We start from the raw sequence: 16,688 nt of genomic DNA on the forward strand, positions 1-16,688 counted from the left end.
AATTAGAAAGGATTCTTTCTAATAAAGACGCCGATGGCTTCTGAAAGGTTGCCTGAATACCATAAAATTTGCTTAGTCTACTAATTTGGGAAGCAAGAAGTTGGCTAGTATTTTCTCTGGTTGCTGTCCGCGGCCATTTCTAAAATTTCCGGAAGTAATCACCACCACCGCGTCCAGTTCAGGGATCACCACGATATACTGCCCTCCTGCCCCACGCGCTTCCAGGGTGTTAATAGTTTGGTTCCCTACCTTATATATATCATGCCACCATAGATAGCCATATACATTCTGTTTTGTGGTATTTTCCAGGGCGCGATACGGTGTAACACTTTTTTCAATCCATGCTTCGGAAACAATGCGTTTCCCCTTCCAACTTCCTTTATTGAGGTAAAGCGTGCCGTATTTCAGCATGTCTGGCGGAGTAAGATACATTCCGCCTCCGAAATAAGGCCTACCATTCAAATCGGTTTGGACGATATAGTTGGTGATGCCCAGAGGTTGAAACAGCGTTTTGTCGATATACAACGCCATCGAATGTGGTACCATGGAATCTAGCGCCACGCCCAGCAAATAGGGATTGGCAGAACCGTAATTCGCATGGGTATTGGGTGGGTACAGCATTTCCGCTTGAAGCACCGACGCGGTCCAGTCGGCCGACTGTTGATAGTTTTCTTCCGTCGCAGGGGAGGCACGATTTGCATTTTCTCCGAAGTCTACAGCATCCAGGCCGGAGCTCATGGTCAGCAGACTTTTTAGATCGATACCCGCATTTTCTGAATTCTTATACGATTGATATTCCTTCGGAAGAAATTCAAAAATGGATTGATCTACGGATTCATACAGTCCTTCATCTTTTGCGATGCCCATCAGGGTGGAAGAAATACTTTTAGAAGCCGAACGCATATCGTGAGGTAGGTTTTCGTGATATCCATCAAAGTACTGTTCATACACCAACACTCCCTGTTGTTGCACAAGAATGGCGTGGGTATTGGGAAAGGAATCATTCACGACAAGTGCTTCTAATTCGGGAAATTTGAGTTTAGAAGATCGCTTTTCCGAAGTAAATCCGCCGCGCTTCCATTCGGCCTCCGTGCGGGATAGCGTTGCAGTTGCGATTACATAATCATCAACAAACAGTTCTAATGTGATTTCAGTCTCCCGTAAAACCCCTCTGAATGTTACACCTGTTTTAAAATCTGAAAAGCTAAGGGTGTCCTGCTGCTTCTGAAAATCATACGCCCAGGTACCCGTAAAGCGATCATCCCCAAAAAACGGGTAGGCTTGATAGGTTTCCTGATCGCCATTTTCTATGCTAAGATATACCTTGTCTGAACGCAGTTCCTCCACCATCAAAAGATTCCAAATACCCGAATAACTAGTGTTGGTCGTTCTTTTCAACATAATGTGATATAACAGCAATCCGGATTTCAGAAAACCGCTTATGGTTTCTTTGTCTTCGGAACATGTCCCATGAAAGGATTGGGTTTCAGAAATAGGAATGGTAAACTCGGAATCATTTTCGCTTACTATCGGAAAGTTGGCTCGAAGCGTTTCATTGGATAATTCAAGCGTCGCTTCTTTGGTTCCGAAGTCGTGGATGGAAACCTCGATCTGAAAACTCTTGGGGTTGCTGAGGGTTCCTTCCCAGGCGCCGTTATAATCGGCCATGTTTTGCGCCATTCCGAAGTTTGAGACTAAGAATAGAACAGCAAGTATGCGATACGGAAACTTCATAGTTACATTGATTGATGAAACACAAAGATGCGAAGCCTTGCCGCTAAAAAATTGTATATTCTTAACATCCCTTCAATTCTTGCAGTAGCTGTTTTGGGGTACGGTGATACATCCGTTTGAAGTTCGCGATAAAGTGACTCTGATCGTAAAACCCGCTGGCGTGTGCGATATCCGTTAAGGTATATTCGTTACGTAGCATGAGTTGGAAGGCAGTGTTGAGTCGGACTAACCGTACATACTGACTCATCCCTACCCCAAAATATTTCCGAAACGCTCGAGACAGATGCGCGGGATGCACCCCTACTTCCGCACTTAACCCTTGTAAAGAAATGGTTTCCGGTTCTTCATGCAACTTTTGTTGTAGCCTCAGCACCCATTGCGGGGTTTCAGTTGTCGTCGAATGCTCCAGCATAAGTGTTCCGAAGAGCTCCACCAATCCCACCTCAACGCCAAAATTGGAATATGAATCGGCCACGCTAAATTCTACAAACAATAAATTCATAAGATGTTTTATGTGTGGATTACGGAGTTGCACACTTCCTTCCATTTCGTGCAAGGCAATATCGTGTTCCTGAAACCAAGCTGTATTTATTTCGATATGAAATCCCCGGGTAAGATCTGGCGGTTTGATGTTGTAATGCGCATCCTGCCAATGATGGAATAACAAGTCGCCCGCTTCCAAGTGATAGGCTTCCTTTTTATTGGCCTCGAATAGCTTTCCTTGCAACAAATACGTGAAATATGGATTCTCATGGTAGTGCCAATCGACTTTCGGATGGGTGTACACCGTATCGGTACTCACAATGTTTCCAAACACCTTTTTCTGATGGTGTGTTCCGTAAAATTCGCCTTGAGATCGGTGTTGCATGAGGTTGGTTATAGCTCGTGACTGTGTGTAGATCATTAGCAAGGTAAGTTACACAAAAGAGAGGTTATTTACATTTCGGGGGGCTATTCCGAAGAAATATGTAAAGAATACTTAAAAAAGTACTGCATTCACGCAACCCTTCGATGTCATACAGACTATTAGAAAACAATAAAAAATAAAATGCTATGAAAACATTACACTACACCATTTGCATCTTCTTACTTTTTGGCATACTTGCCTGCTCAAATGATGAAACTGTGGTACCTGATACCACTTCCGAAGCAAACGACGAAACGAATGATGAAACCGCTCAAGACATAAGGGCATTTTTTATTGAAAGCGTAACCGGGGGGATTGTCTCCCGTAACTATTCTTACGATGCAAACGGCCGCCTAATGGTGGTTACTACGCATGACCAAGAATATCAATTTGAATATACTGCTGAAGGACAATTAGACGGCATTCTACTTTTACACACGTTTGAATACGAAAATGGAGATTTAATTTCATATGCAAAATATGATGTGGAATTGTATACTGATGCACAATTTATTGCAACTCACAATGTATACAATGGGGCAGATGAACTCATTTCCTTTGAATCGCGATGGGAACTCCTTTTTGAAGGATCGCTCTTTAAAGAAATCCATTTAACGACTACTACAGGCAATGACTATGCACATGTTTTTGTTCATGATGCCGAGGGTCGATTATTACAAGTAGATAATACAAATAACGATGTTTATGTTGATACTTGGCTTGACGTTGCCGACTGGGATTCGGAACCGGTTCCGCACATGATCAGCACGTTTTATGCTGTTGAAGCACCTATATTATTTCCTGATAAATTTATATCGATGTACGGCCTAAAGACCGTTATCGGCAATGATGGTCTGGTCCATGACTTTGAATATGATTTCTCTACCTTGGAAGAAGGGTACTATACGTCAACGCGCACCCTGCCCTATCGGGTAGATGAGTATGTGGTTCGGTTTGACCGGGAAATGGTGGATACCGATCAGTAAAAGCGTAGTATCGAAACTTACTCAGTTTCGATCTCTTCTGAAATCGTCACTAATATTTCCTCTAATGCTACTAATAACGGCTCATAGTGGGCCGTTTCCATCGCCTGAGTGGTGAGTAGGAACATGAGGAGGCTGTTTTCAAAGGCAACGGACTCAAATACCGCCATATTACTTTGATGGATGGGTAAAGGGGTCATCCCCAATTGCTCGGTAATCCCTGTTTGATCGATCACAGTGCGAAGGCTATAGGCATCACTTCGGAACAGGTTCAATAAGTGTTCTCGTTGCATCCGTAGGTCGTCTTCTTGTTTGGTAACATCTTCAATGGTGGCGATCCAATTGGTTAACTGAATGCGTAATCGGGGATTCGAAATATCTTTTAAGCTGCCCGAGTTAATGATCTCATGCAATAAGGAGTTATTGGGATTAAACGCAATGTCTAAGGCTAAGGTCGTGTATAATAACTCAGATACTTCGCCTTCGGTAGGAAGGCTGTCTGTATGCGAAACAAACCCCAGTAGCTGCTTGGCACCTTCAAAATTTTGATGATTGACCGTGATGAGTTCTTTCAGTTTCCGCTGGCTGGTGGTAAACTCTTCTTGCAATCCCGCTAAATAGGTTTGCTCCTTGGCGGCTAACGCGCGCCGTTCCTGACGGTTGTTAATGGCTAAAGCGATCAAGATCCCGATCACCACCAGGACGATCTCTCCAATGGCGTATAACAGATATTTGCTCAGATTGTTGTTGGCAACAAGGCCTTTTCGTATCCTGCGGAAGAAGGAGATCATGGTTCGTTTGTTAGTTTGTTAGTTGGTTAGTTGGTTAGTTTGTTAGTTGGTTAGTTGGTTAGTTTGGGATGAAGGTAGGAAAATTTGAGAATAGCTACGGAAATCAATCAGAACCTCCTATGATTTTTTTCGTACTGCCGTTGGGGTTTAGATCAGAATGCCATTGAGCAGATAAAAACAAAACACCGTAACAAGCGTGAGATACCCATACACGCCCATGATGTTATATTCCCAAAAGGCGCCTCCACAGACATATTGTAAGACACGTACCACCTGATACCATTTTAAATGGGTATACGCCCGCACGGCGCTTACATAATATACAGGTAGCATGACCATGGCGATGAGGATGATGGGGACAAAGAGTAAGCCGAATAACGTAAATCCAACCACAAGCGTCGTCTGTAGTTTACTCCAAACCGTTTTGAAATGAGCTTGCTCCCCTTCTACTCGCAAGGCGCTTTTCGCTTTTATATATACGCTGGTGGCGGCAATGGAGATGACTTGCGCATCGGTGACCCAGCTGGGGATCTCGAAGGAAGGAAACAGCCAATGAATAGGCGTATACAACACCTCAAAAATAGGAAACACCAACGTCCGGTAGTATTGTAACAGATCGGCAAGGCTTACCGCTAACGGAATCTCAAAACCGCGCTGTGCCAGGCTAAACAAAGAGGAAGCCGACACCAATACGCCCAGAACACCCCAAATCCTATTAAATATTGTTTTCATTAGTTATCGTAAACCACTGTAAGTGAATGGGTAAAGGTAGGGGTTTTGGGGGAGATGTTTATACTGAGAAATTTAGAGCAGGATCAGATCAAGCAATTACTTATAGCCATTGTTATGTGATGGCTTTTATTATTTGTTTTTAAGGTCATTAGAAATTTCATCAAATTTTGCTTTCATAGTAGGATTTCCGTAAGTCAATTTTTTTATGGTTAAATCATCAGCTTTTTTATTCGCTAAACGAAGATTATTTTCGGAAGATAACAAAGCTTCTTTCGTCTTTTGAAGATGTTTGATTGTTTTATCAATTTCATCAATGGCTGTCATAAATTTTCGACTTGCCAAATCATAATTATAAGCAAAACCTTTTCTAAAAGCATCAATCTTTTCCTCAAAGTTAGTAATGTCAATATTTTGATTTCTTATCAAATTGAGTTCTTGTTTGTACTTTAAAGAATTCATAGAAGCATTGCGAAGTAATGTAATTATTGGAATAAAAAACTGAGGACGAACAACATACATTTTTTCGTATTTATGAGAAACATCAACAATACCAGAATTGTAAAATTCATTATCTTTTTCTAATAGTGAAACCAAAACTGCATATTCACAATTTTTATCTTTTCGGTCTTTATCAAGTTTTGCAAAAAAGTCTTCATTCTTCTTTTTTGTAGCGGTTTCATCATTTTCATTTTTCATTTCAAACATAATCGAAATGATTTCATTTCCAGATTCGTCAGTTTCTCGATAAATGTAATCCCCTTTACTTCCTCCTTTTGAATCATTATCCTTTTCAAAATAAGCATTTTGAAACGCAGTAGCTCTAAGTTTGTTAAACTCAATCTCGCAATGTTGCTCTAGACTTTCGCCTAACATTTTAGTTGAGAGTTTAAGTTTCATATCTTTCACTCGTGCAATTTCATCTTCCTTGAATTTAATTATTGCATCTTTATTTTGAAGTTCGGTCGAGTATTTTTGCTCCAAAGAATTTTTTATATTCTGTTTTTCTAATTCTTTTGTTTTTAAGTCATTTTCTAAAGAATCTCTTTGTTTTTCAATTTCTTTGATAGCTTCAGAAATGGCTAACTTTTGTACTGTTTCAGCGTTTTGAATTTTAGATTTTAATTCTGCTAATTGATTATCTTTCTCAGCAAGTTTCTCCATTAACTCACTTTTGCTGTTAGCTTTGAGTTCCGATATCTCTTTATCTTTTTTGGCTAGTTCTTCTTGAAGTAAATTTTTGGTATTAGCTTTTGCTAGTTCAACTGCATTTTCTTTCTCTTTTTCTGCAAGAGCAAGGCGATTATTTAATTCTTCTTCAAATTGATGGTCTCGAACTTGTTTCACGATGTCGGCGAATCCAGCTTCATCTACTTTAAATGCCTTTTTACAATTAGGACAAATTATTTCGTTCATATTCTATATTTTCTAAAATGTTCGGTTGTTCGTCAAAATGCACCACAACGGTAACTTATAAGAATAGTAGCGGATTTTTACGCACTAACTTTTCGGTTTGTTACTATCGTTTGATTTATATATTTCACTTTCGTTTTAGCGATTAAACCGCTATTATTATTATACAATGTTGTACACTGGCTTTTTTTCATTCAGCTTGGTCTTCAGAGTTGGCGAAAGACATACTCATTTGCAATTTTGAGTTGAGCATTGGCTTGTACGAATTGCGAATGTGTATGGCTTTGTGCGTTGGGTTTTCAGATTGGTGAATAAGTAAATCCAGCACTTTTTATATACATATTCAAATACTGACCTTTTGAACCTGCCGATAACAATCCTTCGTACAGTTCAGCTGGCACTCCATAATATTCATAACTTCTTCCTTTGAGAAAGTCAATTCGTAAAGTTGCTGTTTCATAATCATAACCTATCGCAGACAGGTTTGACGAATCTACTGGTATCATTTCCATATCTTAATCTTTAGTTTTTTGTTTTCTCCAATTACTTACCGCTCTTGCAAAATCAGGATTTTCGATTTGTTCTTTCTTCCATTCTAATGATGGGACAGCATCGTTACTATCGGGTCTTGGCTTCATTAATGGTATGAGAACTCGACTTGGGATTTTTATAGCTTCTCCAATTACTATTGCTTCTCCAGTTCGCAGAGATGGGAGTGAATCAGCAAGTCCACTTGAATTGTCAGGTATGGATGAGCGAATAATTGATTGGTCATCAGAACTTGATAATCTTAAAGTAATAAAAGTTCCACATTGGGATAGAATTGAAGAATCTAAATCGGATGGACGTTGACTGATAATTAATGCTCCAATTCCATATTTTCTTCCTTCTTTGCAAATCCTTCTAACTGCTGAAGTTGAATACCCTTGAACAAATTGATTACTGCCTCCTTTTGGTAAATAGGAATGAGCTTCTTCATAAACCATTAAAATAGGTCTTTGTCTTCCAATACCATCTAAAAACCTTCCCCAAAACATAGTTTCGTAAGAAAGCCTTGAAATTAACCCTACAGCTAAATCCATAACATCAAATGGTATTCCGCCTAAATCAAGTATTGTAATTGGTTTATCGTGATTAATCCACTCACTTAAAAGGTCGTCTAAATCTTTTTTAATACCATCATATTCAGATGTATCGAAAATAAAGTCAATCCTATTATCTAAAAGTTTACCTCGTAATTTGTTTAAGTAAGAGGATAATATTTTGTTTTGGGTATAAATAAATGGCGAACTTCCTCCACTTCCTGGTGGTAGAAATTTCGGTAATTCTAATGTGTCTTTATTACCTTTTAATTCATTACCTTCTTCGTCTGTTTGATAAGCAATGGTTGAAAAATCTCCTTTTGTGTTTACTGTGGCAAAAGTCTCAATATATAATTCATACCAAATTTTTTTGATATCAAATGGGATTGGCGAATTAACAGTTATCTGATTCTCTGGAATTGCACCAGATTTAAGTTTAGATGATAAGTCTATTTTTTGCTTGAGAATTTCTTGTTGAAATCTTAAATCTTGTGGCATATCTGTTGCCTGCTTTTTATCAAATAAGATTAAAGCCAATTCATTATATGACAAACACCAATATGGTATTTTTAATGGATTGTCTCCGTCAATCGAATAAACTTTACTGTAATCTTTTAAAGCTGTATGATACTCTGAATGTGGGTCAATTAATATGATTTTAGCCTTTGGATAATTACCAGAATTAATTGCTTTAAGAAGGGAAGTAACAGTATTTGATTTACCAGAACCTGTTGAACCGACAATTGCACTATGTCGAGTTACAAGCTTATCGACATCTAACAATGCAGGAATCGATTCTGAACTGGCAATGTTTCCAATTTTTATATAATTTACATCTGATACTTTTCCATATATTTTAGTTAAATCCTTTTCGGATACTAAATGTGCTTCGTCGCCGATTGTAGGATATTGGCTAATGCCACGTTGAAAATTTCCTTTGGTTGTTCCTTCACCAACTAAATGAACAGTCATCCATCGATTTCCATAAGGTTGTTGGTCAATTAAATTTTCGGGAACAGAACTTGCACCAACTTGAGATATAACGCCATACAATAAAGTAAAACCTATTGGAATTTTTATAAATGTTCCGATTTGACCAATTCTATAACCTTGACCATCAATATAAGTTAACCCAGATAGAGATTCATTTGATAATAAAACTCTGACGCTTGAGCCTTTAACATCTTCAATTGTTCCTAAAAAAGTAGCTTGGTTTCTCATTATTTTTCTTCAATTTCGATACCGACTAATTCCTGTAGAAAATCTCCTAATCTGGCAAAGTCTCCTAATTTAAGTTCCCAAGAAATTAATTTGTTTTGTTCATCTTCTGGGTCGTTGGTCTCAATTCTCCTAACTACTTCTGCTATATTATCTTCTTTTTCAAAAGTATCGCTTGGTTCCCATTTTCCCTTTTTGGTTCCGATAATTGCCTCATCAAATGCCCAAAGACTAATATTAGGTCTTCGTTTCGCTATTTCCTCTGCTCTTGGGTAGTCTGAAAGTTTGCCAAACAACAATGCGATAACAATGGAAGTTGGATTTGCCTTTAAGGCGTTTAGTATAGCATCATTGATATGTTCGTCATTGAATGAATATCCAGATGTTATAAGGATTGCAGGCTCTGACTTAATTGAATTTGTTAAGTGGTCTATCAAAGCTAAATATGGCATTTTTCTACTTTGGTCATATTTAAGATGAGATGGAAATATCAAATGTGACTCTTGGTCTTGTATATTACTTCCTGTACTCCTATGAACAGCATTTTTGGATTGATACCAATTCAATGAGCCGTGAATTTTCCATAATCTAGTCCAGTGTTGAGGAATAGAATTGCTTTCTATAGCACGAAGGTCAAAAAACGAATTTCGAGCACCAACAAAACCATCAAAATATGGAACATAAGTTTCTTCTAAAGCTTGTTCTATTAAAAGGTCATAATTTGTAGTAAAAATTTCTATTGGTTTATCTCTATCTATTGATGCTATCCAAGATGCAAACTTGTGATAAGGTGTAATATCTTTTGGTAGTTCAACATTTATCAATTTAGCAATGTATGAGCAAATTTCTTTCTCTATTTCAATTAACTCTTTGTTTGTAAATCCTCTTGCTTCTCCACCAACAGACACATCTTTTAAAGAACGAGCAAAACTTAAAACCGCTTCAATATTCTCGTGGTCTTTAGAATCTTTTTTAATTTCTTCAAGGAAATCGTTAAATCTTAATTTCTCTTTTCCTTCTTTAATTAATTCAGCATTTACTTTTTGGCTTAATTCCTTAATTGCAGGAATTAAGGGCCATTCGTCTTCTGGCATACTTACTCCCAAAGGGCAGCCAGCAGAAATAAAAAATGACAATGGTTTTTTATCATTCGATAAGGATTGACTTAAAAATTTTATTTGTTTGATTGGGTCGTGAGTATTTGACATTTTCTATAAAATTCGATTTTGATTTTTTATGTAATTCAATTTAGCTAAATTAATTCATAATCAGTTTATTAAAGTGCGGATATCCTCATTCTCATTCGAGTGTTGGAATAAAACAGTTCTTTTGGTTTTTTCAGCGTTGGGTTTTGCGGTTGGAAAAACCAAATGTGATGTTTGTGCGGTTGGCTTTTCAGAGCTTGTGTACAACGTTTAATATCATTTCCCAAATTCCTTTTATCCAGCAAACACCACCAGATAACAGAACCTACTTTTTTATAATTATTTCGGGGAGATTTCCTACAAGATAGAAGAAATTGCAACTACTAACGCTTTTACCTACTTACTTTTCGATAAGCGGTGTAAAAACTTCGGCAAACTCGCATGTTGCGAATTTTATACGTTCTGAAAATAATGATACACCTGATACACAAACAGTCCCAGCCCGGCAAGAATTAAATACCAGTTAGCGGCTTTGTAGAACGCATCGTAGTGTTTCTTGCCACGCCAGCGCGTGATTACAAAAATTATAGGGATCAAAGCAGCGATCTGCCCCAACTCTACCCCTACATTAAAACTGAGGATTTTCAATAGAAACTGCTCGGCGCCCATATCAAAGGTTTGTAACCGAGTGGAAAGTCCCAGTCCATGTATGAGTCCGAATACAAACACCATCAACAACAAATTAGGGGCTTTGGTGTGTATTAGCTTCGGGAAGCCATTTAGGTTTTCAAACCCTTTGTACAGCACACTCAGTGCAATGATAGCATCGATAATGTGTTCGTTGACTTGTATTTCAAGATAGGTCGCGCCTACCAAGGTAATACAGTGCCCGATGGTAAACACGGTGATAAATTTGAGGATATCCCGAAATCCTTTCAGAAAAAAGATCACTCCGGCTAAAAACAACAAATGATCATAGCCGGTTACCATATGCTTGGCCCCAACCCAAATGTACGCTAGCAGTCCGCCATTGTTTAAAATCTCCTGATCGCCCGAACTTACCCCATGCGCCCAGGCGGTGAGCGGCAATAGTAACAAGAAGAACAGCAGGAATTTTGGCGCCTTTTGCGTCATGCTTATTTTTTACGGGTAAACACAAAGAAGAGGATTCCGAGTACCAAAATACTGGCGATCCAGAAAATGTAAGAAGGAAAACCGTCGTCATGTGTATGCGTTTCGTCTCCATGTTCATGGGTTCCGTCATTCTCGTGCGAATGATTAGCGATGCCATCTCCCACCGCAAAGGTTAAGGTCGCCCAATTCGATTCGTGGGTGAGGCCTTCTTCTTCCGATTCGGTCATATAGATGGTGCGTAAATGGTACACTCCTTTGGAGGAAAGCTCAAAATTGATCATTCCATCGGCATTGGTACGTAGTTCGTTGGGAGTAGTATGGGTATGGTCTGGTGTCTCGTTGCCGTGGGTGTGGGGTTTTCCGCCATCATGACTATGCGTGGCGTTGGTCGCTTCTGTATCGCCTGAGGTATCCATTCCTAAATACACCGATTGATCGGCCAGGGGTTTTCCGTCGAATAGCAGTTGCACCGACAACGAATGCCCCGGATGCACCGCATACGGATTGCCCATAGGAACAAACTCTATCGGATAGCCCAAGACGGTTTTCCAGTCGGTGGACACCGTATCCCCTACCTGAAATAAGGTCTTTACATGCTTGGAGTATTTCTCTACCGCATCCTGCTCCATCAAATTGTTCTCCTTTCGGTAGGCCAACATGTCGAGCACCCCATCGTGTTCCAGATAACTGTTGAACGCCTCGGCATCTAGCGCGATATCGCGTGGCCTGGTAGACACTCCGGCCACCCAGGTACCCGGATTTCCGGTGGTAAAATTCAAAAAGGTAATGCTATCGCGTTCGGTCCATTGCGTAGAATCTACCGCGGTACGGGTTCCATTGCCTACCAAACTTACGTCTAGCATTCGATTGCGGTCAATGACGTTCTCACTTTTATCGAAGGTTCCGTTGAAAAGCTGAATGCTGGCCTCCTCTTGGGGAGCCAAAAAGTAATCATCCAGTTTTAGGAACATATCATGACTACATAACAGCAGTACAGCAAATAATCCGAAGAGCGTCTTTTTCATGAGTTGGTTTTTAGTGCGTATCAGGTTGTTGCCGTAAATTTCGAATATTTCCGAAGCATTCACAACCTTTTCTAGCCTATATACGGTAAAAATCCACCGATGGTTTGTTTTTCAGCAGACGTCCTACTTCGTCGGATCGTAATAATTGTTGAGGATAGATTCAATGGCTTCCTTCCCGGCAATGACCCTGGTTACGGTTTCCCAGGTGGACTTCGGAATGAGATGCGACAAGGGTTGTTCTAACTGGGTGAGCTTCGGAAACACCTTGGCGATCTTTAGGTCCCACACCTTATAGTATTTCACAAGATCGTCCGGATAGACGGTTTTCCGCTTGGTACCTTCATCGCTGGCGCGGAAGGGTTCCGAAATATTCAAATAGCCGTAATCGTCGGTAAGTTGTTCGCCTACTTCAATATCGCGGATGGCGATCTCAAAGTCGTATGCCGTGGTCAAACAATTCGCATTAAAACTGTGGTTCACGTAGCGGCCGTTATCCCAACACAACACGTGGTTGCCCTGATTGTTTCGGAAGGTATAAATATCTAAGATCTGCTGGTACAGCGGATCCAGGTTTTGAATTTCTAAGGGTGTAAATTCACGATCTAGCGAATCTAATACCCAGGTGATGGTTCCTGCGGGAATTTTTTGGGTGGCGACCACGCCATAGCCAATCTCTTTATTGATGAATTGTAATTCGGTATGAGGATGTATCATAGGTAGGCGCGCCCGTTGTAATGCAAGCGCTTAGTACTACGAAATGTACTAAATAAATCTATTGGAATATCAAAAAAGTAAGCGCTTCGGAAATTATTTTTCCGACCCCTTTTTGCTATCTTCGAGACGTAACTCTTGCCTATGATCTCTGTTGCTGAAGCCCTTCAAAAGATTAAAGATACCGTACAAGCATTCTCTGAAACGGAAGTAATTTCGGTAGCGGAAGCGTCCCAACGGGTACTCGCAACCCACATTGTAGCGCCTTTGTCGCTTCCCCCCTTTCCGCAATCGTCTATGGATGGCTATGCTGTCTGCGGAATCGATCGAACCGAATTTCAAGTCATAGGTGAAATTCAAACCGGAGATGCCGCTCATTATGAGTTGAACCCCGGCGAAGCGGTGCGTATTTTCACGGGAGCGCAGGTTCCCGGTACCGCCGAAGCTGTGATCATGCAAGAAAAAGTTTCCGTAGCGAATTCGACCCTACGCATTTCAGAACGTCAAAAACATCATCAAAATATCCGACCCATAGGCCAACAGATCCAACAAGGGGAGCGCTGTTTGGAACACGGCCATACCCTCAACCCCTCCACCATTGCCTTGTTACACAGTTTGGGCATTACCGAAGTATCGGTCGCGAAACAACCCAGGGTCGCCGTCCTCGTTACCGGCAACGAATTGATATCACCGGGAGTTCCGCTGCGATCGGGGCAGGTATACGAGAGCAATAGTGCTTTGCTTACCACAGCCTTACAGCAATTGGGCCTTCAGCCGGTTTCGGTGGCGCACGTTCAAGATACCCTCGAAGCTACTACCAAGGCGATCCATAACGCCCTGAAACAAAGTGATGTGTTATTAGTTTCCGGCGGTATCTCGATGGGTGATTACGACTTCGTAGGTACCGCCTTGGCCAAACTAGGTGTCACCGAAGTGTTTTATAAGGTGAAACAAAAACCGGGTAAGCCGCTTTATTTCGGAACCAAAGAAAAGAAATACGTCTTTGCCCTGCCTGGAAACCCCGCCTCTAGCCTCAGTTGCTTTTATAACTATGTGTGGCCCGCTCTGCAACAATGGCAAGGCGCAACGCGAATCGGACTCCCACGAGTTCAACTTCCCGTTACCGAAGCCATCGAAAACCCTTTTGGCAGAGCCTTGTTTTTAAAAGCGCTCGTGCACAACGAAGGCGTTACTATTTTAGACCGACAGCATTCTTCTATGATCCTAAGTTTTGCCCATGCCAATGCGCTGGTGTATGTTCCGGAGGATACTACGCGCATCACAAAAGGAAGTATGGTTACCACGCTCCTATTACCCAATCTTACCTACTAAGCTCGCTAAATGGACATGGAAACTTCTTTATTACTCTATTTTTTGTTGCTCCTTCCGTTGGTGTCCTTTATGTATGCTAGCGTGGGGCATGGCGGTGCCAGTGGATACTTAGCGTTGATGGCGCTCTTCAATTTCCCGAATGTAATGATGAAACAAACGGCCTTGCTACTCAATTTGTTCGTTGCGGGTATTGCCTTTTATCACTATTATCGCGCCGGGCATTTTAGAAAAAAATTATTCCTTCCCTTTGCCTTAGGATCGGTGCCGGCGGCCTTTTTAGGCGGAATGCTTACGGTAGAACCGGTCCTGTATAAACGCATTTTAGGGGTTCTCTTACTCTTTGCCATTATTCGCATGCTTTGGCCCACATCCGAAGCAACCGCTTCTGCGAAAAAGATCATTTTCTATCAGGCGCTGATCGCCGGTGTCTTGGTGGGGTTTTTCTCCGGACTTATCGGTATTGGCGGTGGGATCATCCTCACACCGCTCATTCTGCTGCTGCACTGGGGCAATATGAAAGAAGCCGCAGCCGTGTCGGCCTTGTTTATCTGGGTGAATTCGGCGGCCGGCTTGTTAGGACAGTTCAGCAGCGGCATTACCTTAGAACCTATAGCAGCCGTAATGGTTGTAATGGCTGTAATTGGCGGCATGGCGGGTAGCTATTTGGGTAGCAAAAAATGGAACGCTCGTTTTTTAGAATACTTCTTAGCGCTGGTATTGACAACCGCCTCAATAAAGCTTATCTTGTTCTAACATGGAAGTACAACTTATTTACCACGGAAAACTCACCGAAGTTTTGAAACGAGCGACCGAGTCGGTGCACACCGAGGCGCTAACGGCAGCCGATCTTGCTTCGGAAGTACTCACCTTGCATCCTACCCTGGTGGGAAACACCTTCCAACTGGCGCAAAACAATACTATAATTTCGGGGCATGACCCCATTGCGGAAGGGATCGTAGATGTCTTCCCGCCATTTTCTGGAGGATGAACCCACGCTACGCCCGACATATCAGCCTATCGGAAATCGGTCTCGAGGGCCAACAAAAGCTCGCTGAAGCCAAGATATTGGTAGTGGGAGCAGGCGGACTCGGTTGTGCGGTGCTGCAATACCTAACAGCAGCCGGGGTGGGAACCCTCGGAATCGTCGATTTTGATGTGGTTTCGGTATCCAACTTACAACGGCAAGTGCTCTACACCGAAGCCGATGTGGGAACCCCGAAAGTTCTATGTGCTATCAAGCGATTGCAGCAAATGAATGCTGAAATCGAGTTCGTTGCGCATAATACCGACTTCAATGTTCAAAATGCAGAATCCCTTTGTAAAGCCTACGATATTGTGGTGGATGCTTCTGATAATTTCGTGACCCGCTACACCCTCAATGATGCCTGTGTTCGCCTCGGAAAACCCATGGTATTTGGGTCGCTCTATAAATTTGAAGGGCAGGTAGCTGTTTTTAATTATGAAGGAGGTCCCTCCTACCGCTGCCTGTTTCCGAAGCCTCCCAAACCGGGAGAAGTTCCTAATTGCAACGATATTGGGGTCTTAGGAGTGTTGCCCGGACTCATTGGCACCTTACAAGCCACCGAGGTGTTAAAAATGATTCTGGGGTTGGGAAACGTACTTTCTGGAACCTTGTTGCAATACGATACCCGTACCCACCATCAGCATCTTTGGAAGATTCAGAAGCGACCTTCCGAAATAGAAATCGTGAAAAATCGACCGAATATTGTGCCCGTTCAGACGCAAGATTGTATCTTAACACCAACGCTGTCGTTGCAAGAAATGAGCTTAGAAGAACCCATCATTTGGGTAGATGTTCGAGAGGCACATGAGCTTCCGAAGATCACCGAAGAGAACGTCATCCGACTAAAGGATACAACGGTTTCCGAAAGAATAAAAAACGGAACTAAAAAAGTGTTCTTCTGCCAAACAGGCGTCCGAAGCAGAAACGCCACCGACGAGCATCTTGCCAGGGGAATGGCAAACTGTTACAGCCTACGAGAAGGCGCAGCGGAATTACAACAGTGGTTAGCGAAAAACACATGAAGAAAAACATCAAAGATATATTTACAGAAGGGGCTATTTCCCCTGAAAAGATCGCCACTTCGATTGCGAATCATCAGTCAAAGACGGGCATCGGTGCCCATGACATCTTTTTAGGGCAGGTACGCGCCGATACCATCGATGGAAAAGAGGTAACGGCGATAGAGTTTACAGCCCAACGCGAGATGGCCAATCAGGTATGTCATGATATTCGAGAAGCCATGTTCCAACGCTTTAACCTGCACTGTATGCACATTTATCATAGTATCGGTACAGTGAAGACCGGCGAACTGTGCTTTTTTGTCTTTGTCTCAGGAGCGCACCGCAACGATGTATTTGAAGCCCTTCAAGTGTTGGTCCATGAGATCAAAGCAAAAGTACCCATCTTCGGAAAAGAGATTTTTGAAGATGCTACCCATCAATGGAAAGTCAATAACTAAC

General features: G+C 41.6%; 17 protein-coding genes. 6 read left to right on the plus strand and 11 right to left on the minus strand.

The annotated features are described in order from the left end of the window. Window positions 1-72: 72 nt before the first annotated feature. Window positions 73-1,734, minus strand: a complete 1,662-nt coding sequence (locus PO830_RS09335) for a serine hydrolase domain-containing protein (RefSeq protein WP_272853293.1) — start codon at window positions 1,732-1,734, stop codon at window positions 73-75. A 61-nt stretch (window positions 1,735-1,795) separates the two neighbouring features. Then, a complete protein-coding gene (locus tag PO830_RS09340) occupies window positions 1,796-2,638 on the minus strand; it encodes a helix-turn-helix transcriptional regulator (RefSeq protein ID WP_272853294.1) in 843 nt (280 codons plus the stop codon). A gap of 149 nt (window positions 2,639-2,787) precedes the next feature. Between PO830_RS09340 and PO830_RS09345 the strand changes: the two genes are divergently transcribed. Further along, window positions 2,788-3,627, plus strand: coding sequence for a hypothetical protein (locus PO830_RS09345; protein ID WP_272853295.1), 840 nt, complete (start codon window positions 2,788-2,790; stop codon window positions 3,625-3,627). 17 nt (window positions 3,628-3,644) lie between these two features. Here PO830_RS09345 and PO830_RS09350 read toward each other — a convergent pair whose 3' ends face one another. The 9 genes from PO830_RS09350 to PO830_RS09390 form a co-directional block, all read right to left on the minus strand. After that, window positions 3,645-4,415 carry a DUF6090 family protein gene (locus PO830_RS09350; RefSeq protein WP_272853296.1) on the minus strand — a complete coding sequence of 257 codons (771 nt, stop codon included), beginning with the start codon at window positions 4,413-4,415 and terminating at the stop codon, window positions 3,645-3,647. Between the two features lie 147 nt (window positions 4,416-4,562). Next, window positions 4,563-5,147: a hypothetical protein gene (locus tag PO830_RS09355; protein ID WP_272853297.1), complete on the minus strand. Its 585-nt coding sequence runs from the start codon at window positions 5,145-5,147 to the stop codon at window positions 4,563-4,565. 129 nt (window positions 5,148-5,276) lie between these two features. Then, complete coding sequence (locus PO830_RS09360; RefSeq protein WP_272853298.1) at window positions 5,277-6,560, minus strand: DUF2130 domain-containing protein; 1,284 nt, start codon at window positions 6,558-6,560, stop codon at window positions 5,277-5,279. Between the two features lie 296 nt (window positions 6,561-6,856). Next, a complete protein-coding gene (locus PO830_RS09365) occupies window positions 6,857-7,069 on the minus strand; it encodes a KTSC domain-containing protein (protein ID WP_272853299.1) in 213 nt (70 codons plus the stop codon). A 3-nt stretch (window positions 7,070-7,072) separates the two neighbouring features. After that, complete coding sequence (locus tag PO830_RS09370) at window positions 7,073-8,860, minus strand: ATP-binding protein (RefSeq protein WP_272853300.1); 1,788 nt, start codon at window positions 8,858-8,860, stop codon at window positions 7,073-7,075. Next, on the minus strand, window positions 8,860-10,065 hold the full coding sequence (locus PO830_RS09375; protein ID WP_272853301.1) for an SIR2 family protein: 1,206 nt from the start codon (window positions 10,063-10,065) through the stop codon (window positions 8,860-8,862). Before PO830_RS09375 ends, PO830_RS09370 begins: the two co-directional genes overlap by 1 nt. A 390-nt stretch (window positions 10,066-10,455) precedes the next feature. Then, window positions 10,456-11,136 carry a HupE/UreJ family protein gene (locus PO830_RS09380; RefSeq protein WP_272853302.1) on the minus strand — a complete coding sequence of 227 codons (681 nt, stop codon included), beginning with the start codon at window positions 11,134-11,136 and terminating at the stop codon, window positions 10,456-10,458. 2 nt (window positions 11,137-11,138) lie between these two features. Then, the gene (locus tag PO830_RS09385) at window positions 11,139-12,161 is read right to left on the minus strand and encodes a DUF4198 domain-containing protein (protein WP_272853303.1); all 1,023 of its coding nucleotides are present in this window, start codon (window positions 12,159-12,161) and stop codon (window positions 11,139-11,141) included. Window positions 12,162-12,284: 123 nt separating this feature from the next. Beyond that, the gene (locus tag PO830_RS09390) at window positions 12,285-12,875 is read right to left on the minus strand and encodes an SET domain-containing protein (protein ID WP_272853304.1); all 591 of its coding nucleotides are present in this window, start codon (window positions 12,873-12,875) and stop codon (window positions 12,285-12,287) included. 141 nt (window positions 12,876-13,016) lie between these two features. Between PO830_RS09390 and PO830_RS09395 the strand changes: the two genes are divergently transcribed. From PO830_RS09395 to PO830_RS09415, 5 genes are read left to right on the plus strand one after another with little or no spacing between them, the layout of a single operon-like run. Next, window positions 13,017-14,204 (plus strand): molybdopterin molybdotransferase MoeA, encoded by a 1,188-nt coding sequence (locus tag PO830_RS09395; RefSeq protein WP_272853305.1) that lies wholly within the window; start codon window positions 13,017-13,019, stop codon window positions 14,202-14,204. A gap of 9 nt (window positions 14,205-14,213) precedes the next feature. Beyond that, a complete protein-coding gene (locus PO830_RS09400) occupies window positions 14,214-14,957 on the plus strand; it encodes a sulfite exporter TauE/SafE family protein (RefSeq protein WP_272853306.1) in 744 nt (247 codons plus the stop codon). 1 nt (window position 14,958) lies between these two features. Next, window positions 14,959-15,192, plus strand: coding sequence for a MoaD/ThiS family protein (locus PO830_RS09405; protein WP_272853307.1), 234 nt, complete (start codon window positions 14,959-14,961; stop codon window positions 15,190-15,192). Further along, the gene (gene moeB, locus PO830_RS09410) at window positions 15,189-16,250 is read left to right on the plus strand and encodes a HesA/MoeB/ThiF family protein (protein WP_272853308.1); all 1,062 of its coding nucleotides are present in this window, start codon (window positions 15,189-15,191) and stop codon (window positions 16,248-16,250) included. The genes PO830_RS09405 and moeB overlap by 4 nt, the downstream gene beginning before the upstream one ends. Next, a complete protein-coding gene (locus tag PO830_RS09415; RefSeq protein WP_272853309.1) occupies window positions 16,247-16,687 on the plus strand; it encodes a molybdenum cofactor biosynthesis protein MoaE in 441 nt (146 codons plus the stop codon). Before moeB ends, PO830_RS09415 begins: the two co-directional genes overlap by 4 nt. The last annotated feature ends 1 nt before the right edge of the window (window position 16,688 follow it).

Source organism: Altibacter sp. HG106 (assembly GCF_028561755.1).
Lineage (GTDB): Bacteria > Bacteroidota > Bacteroidia > Flavobacteriales > Flavobacteriaceae > DFVG01.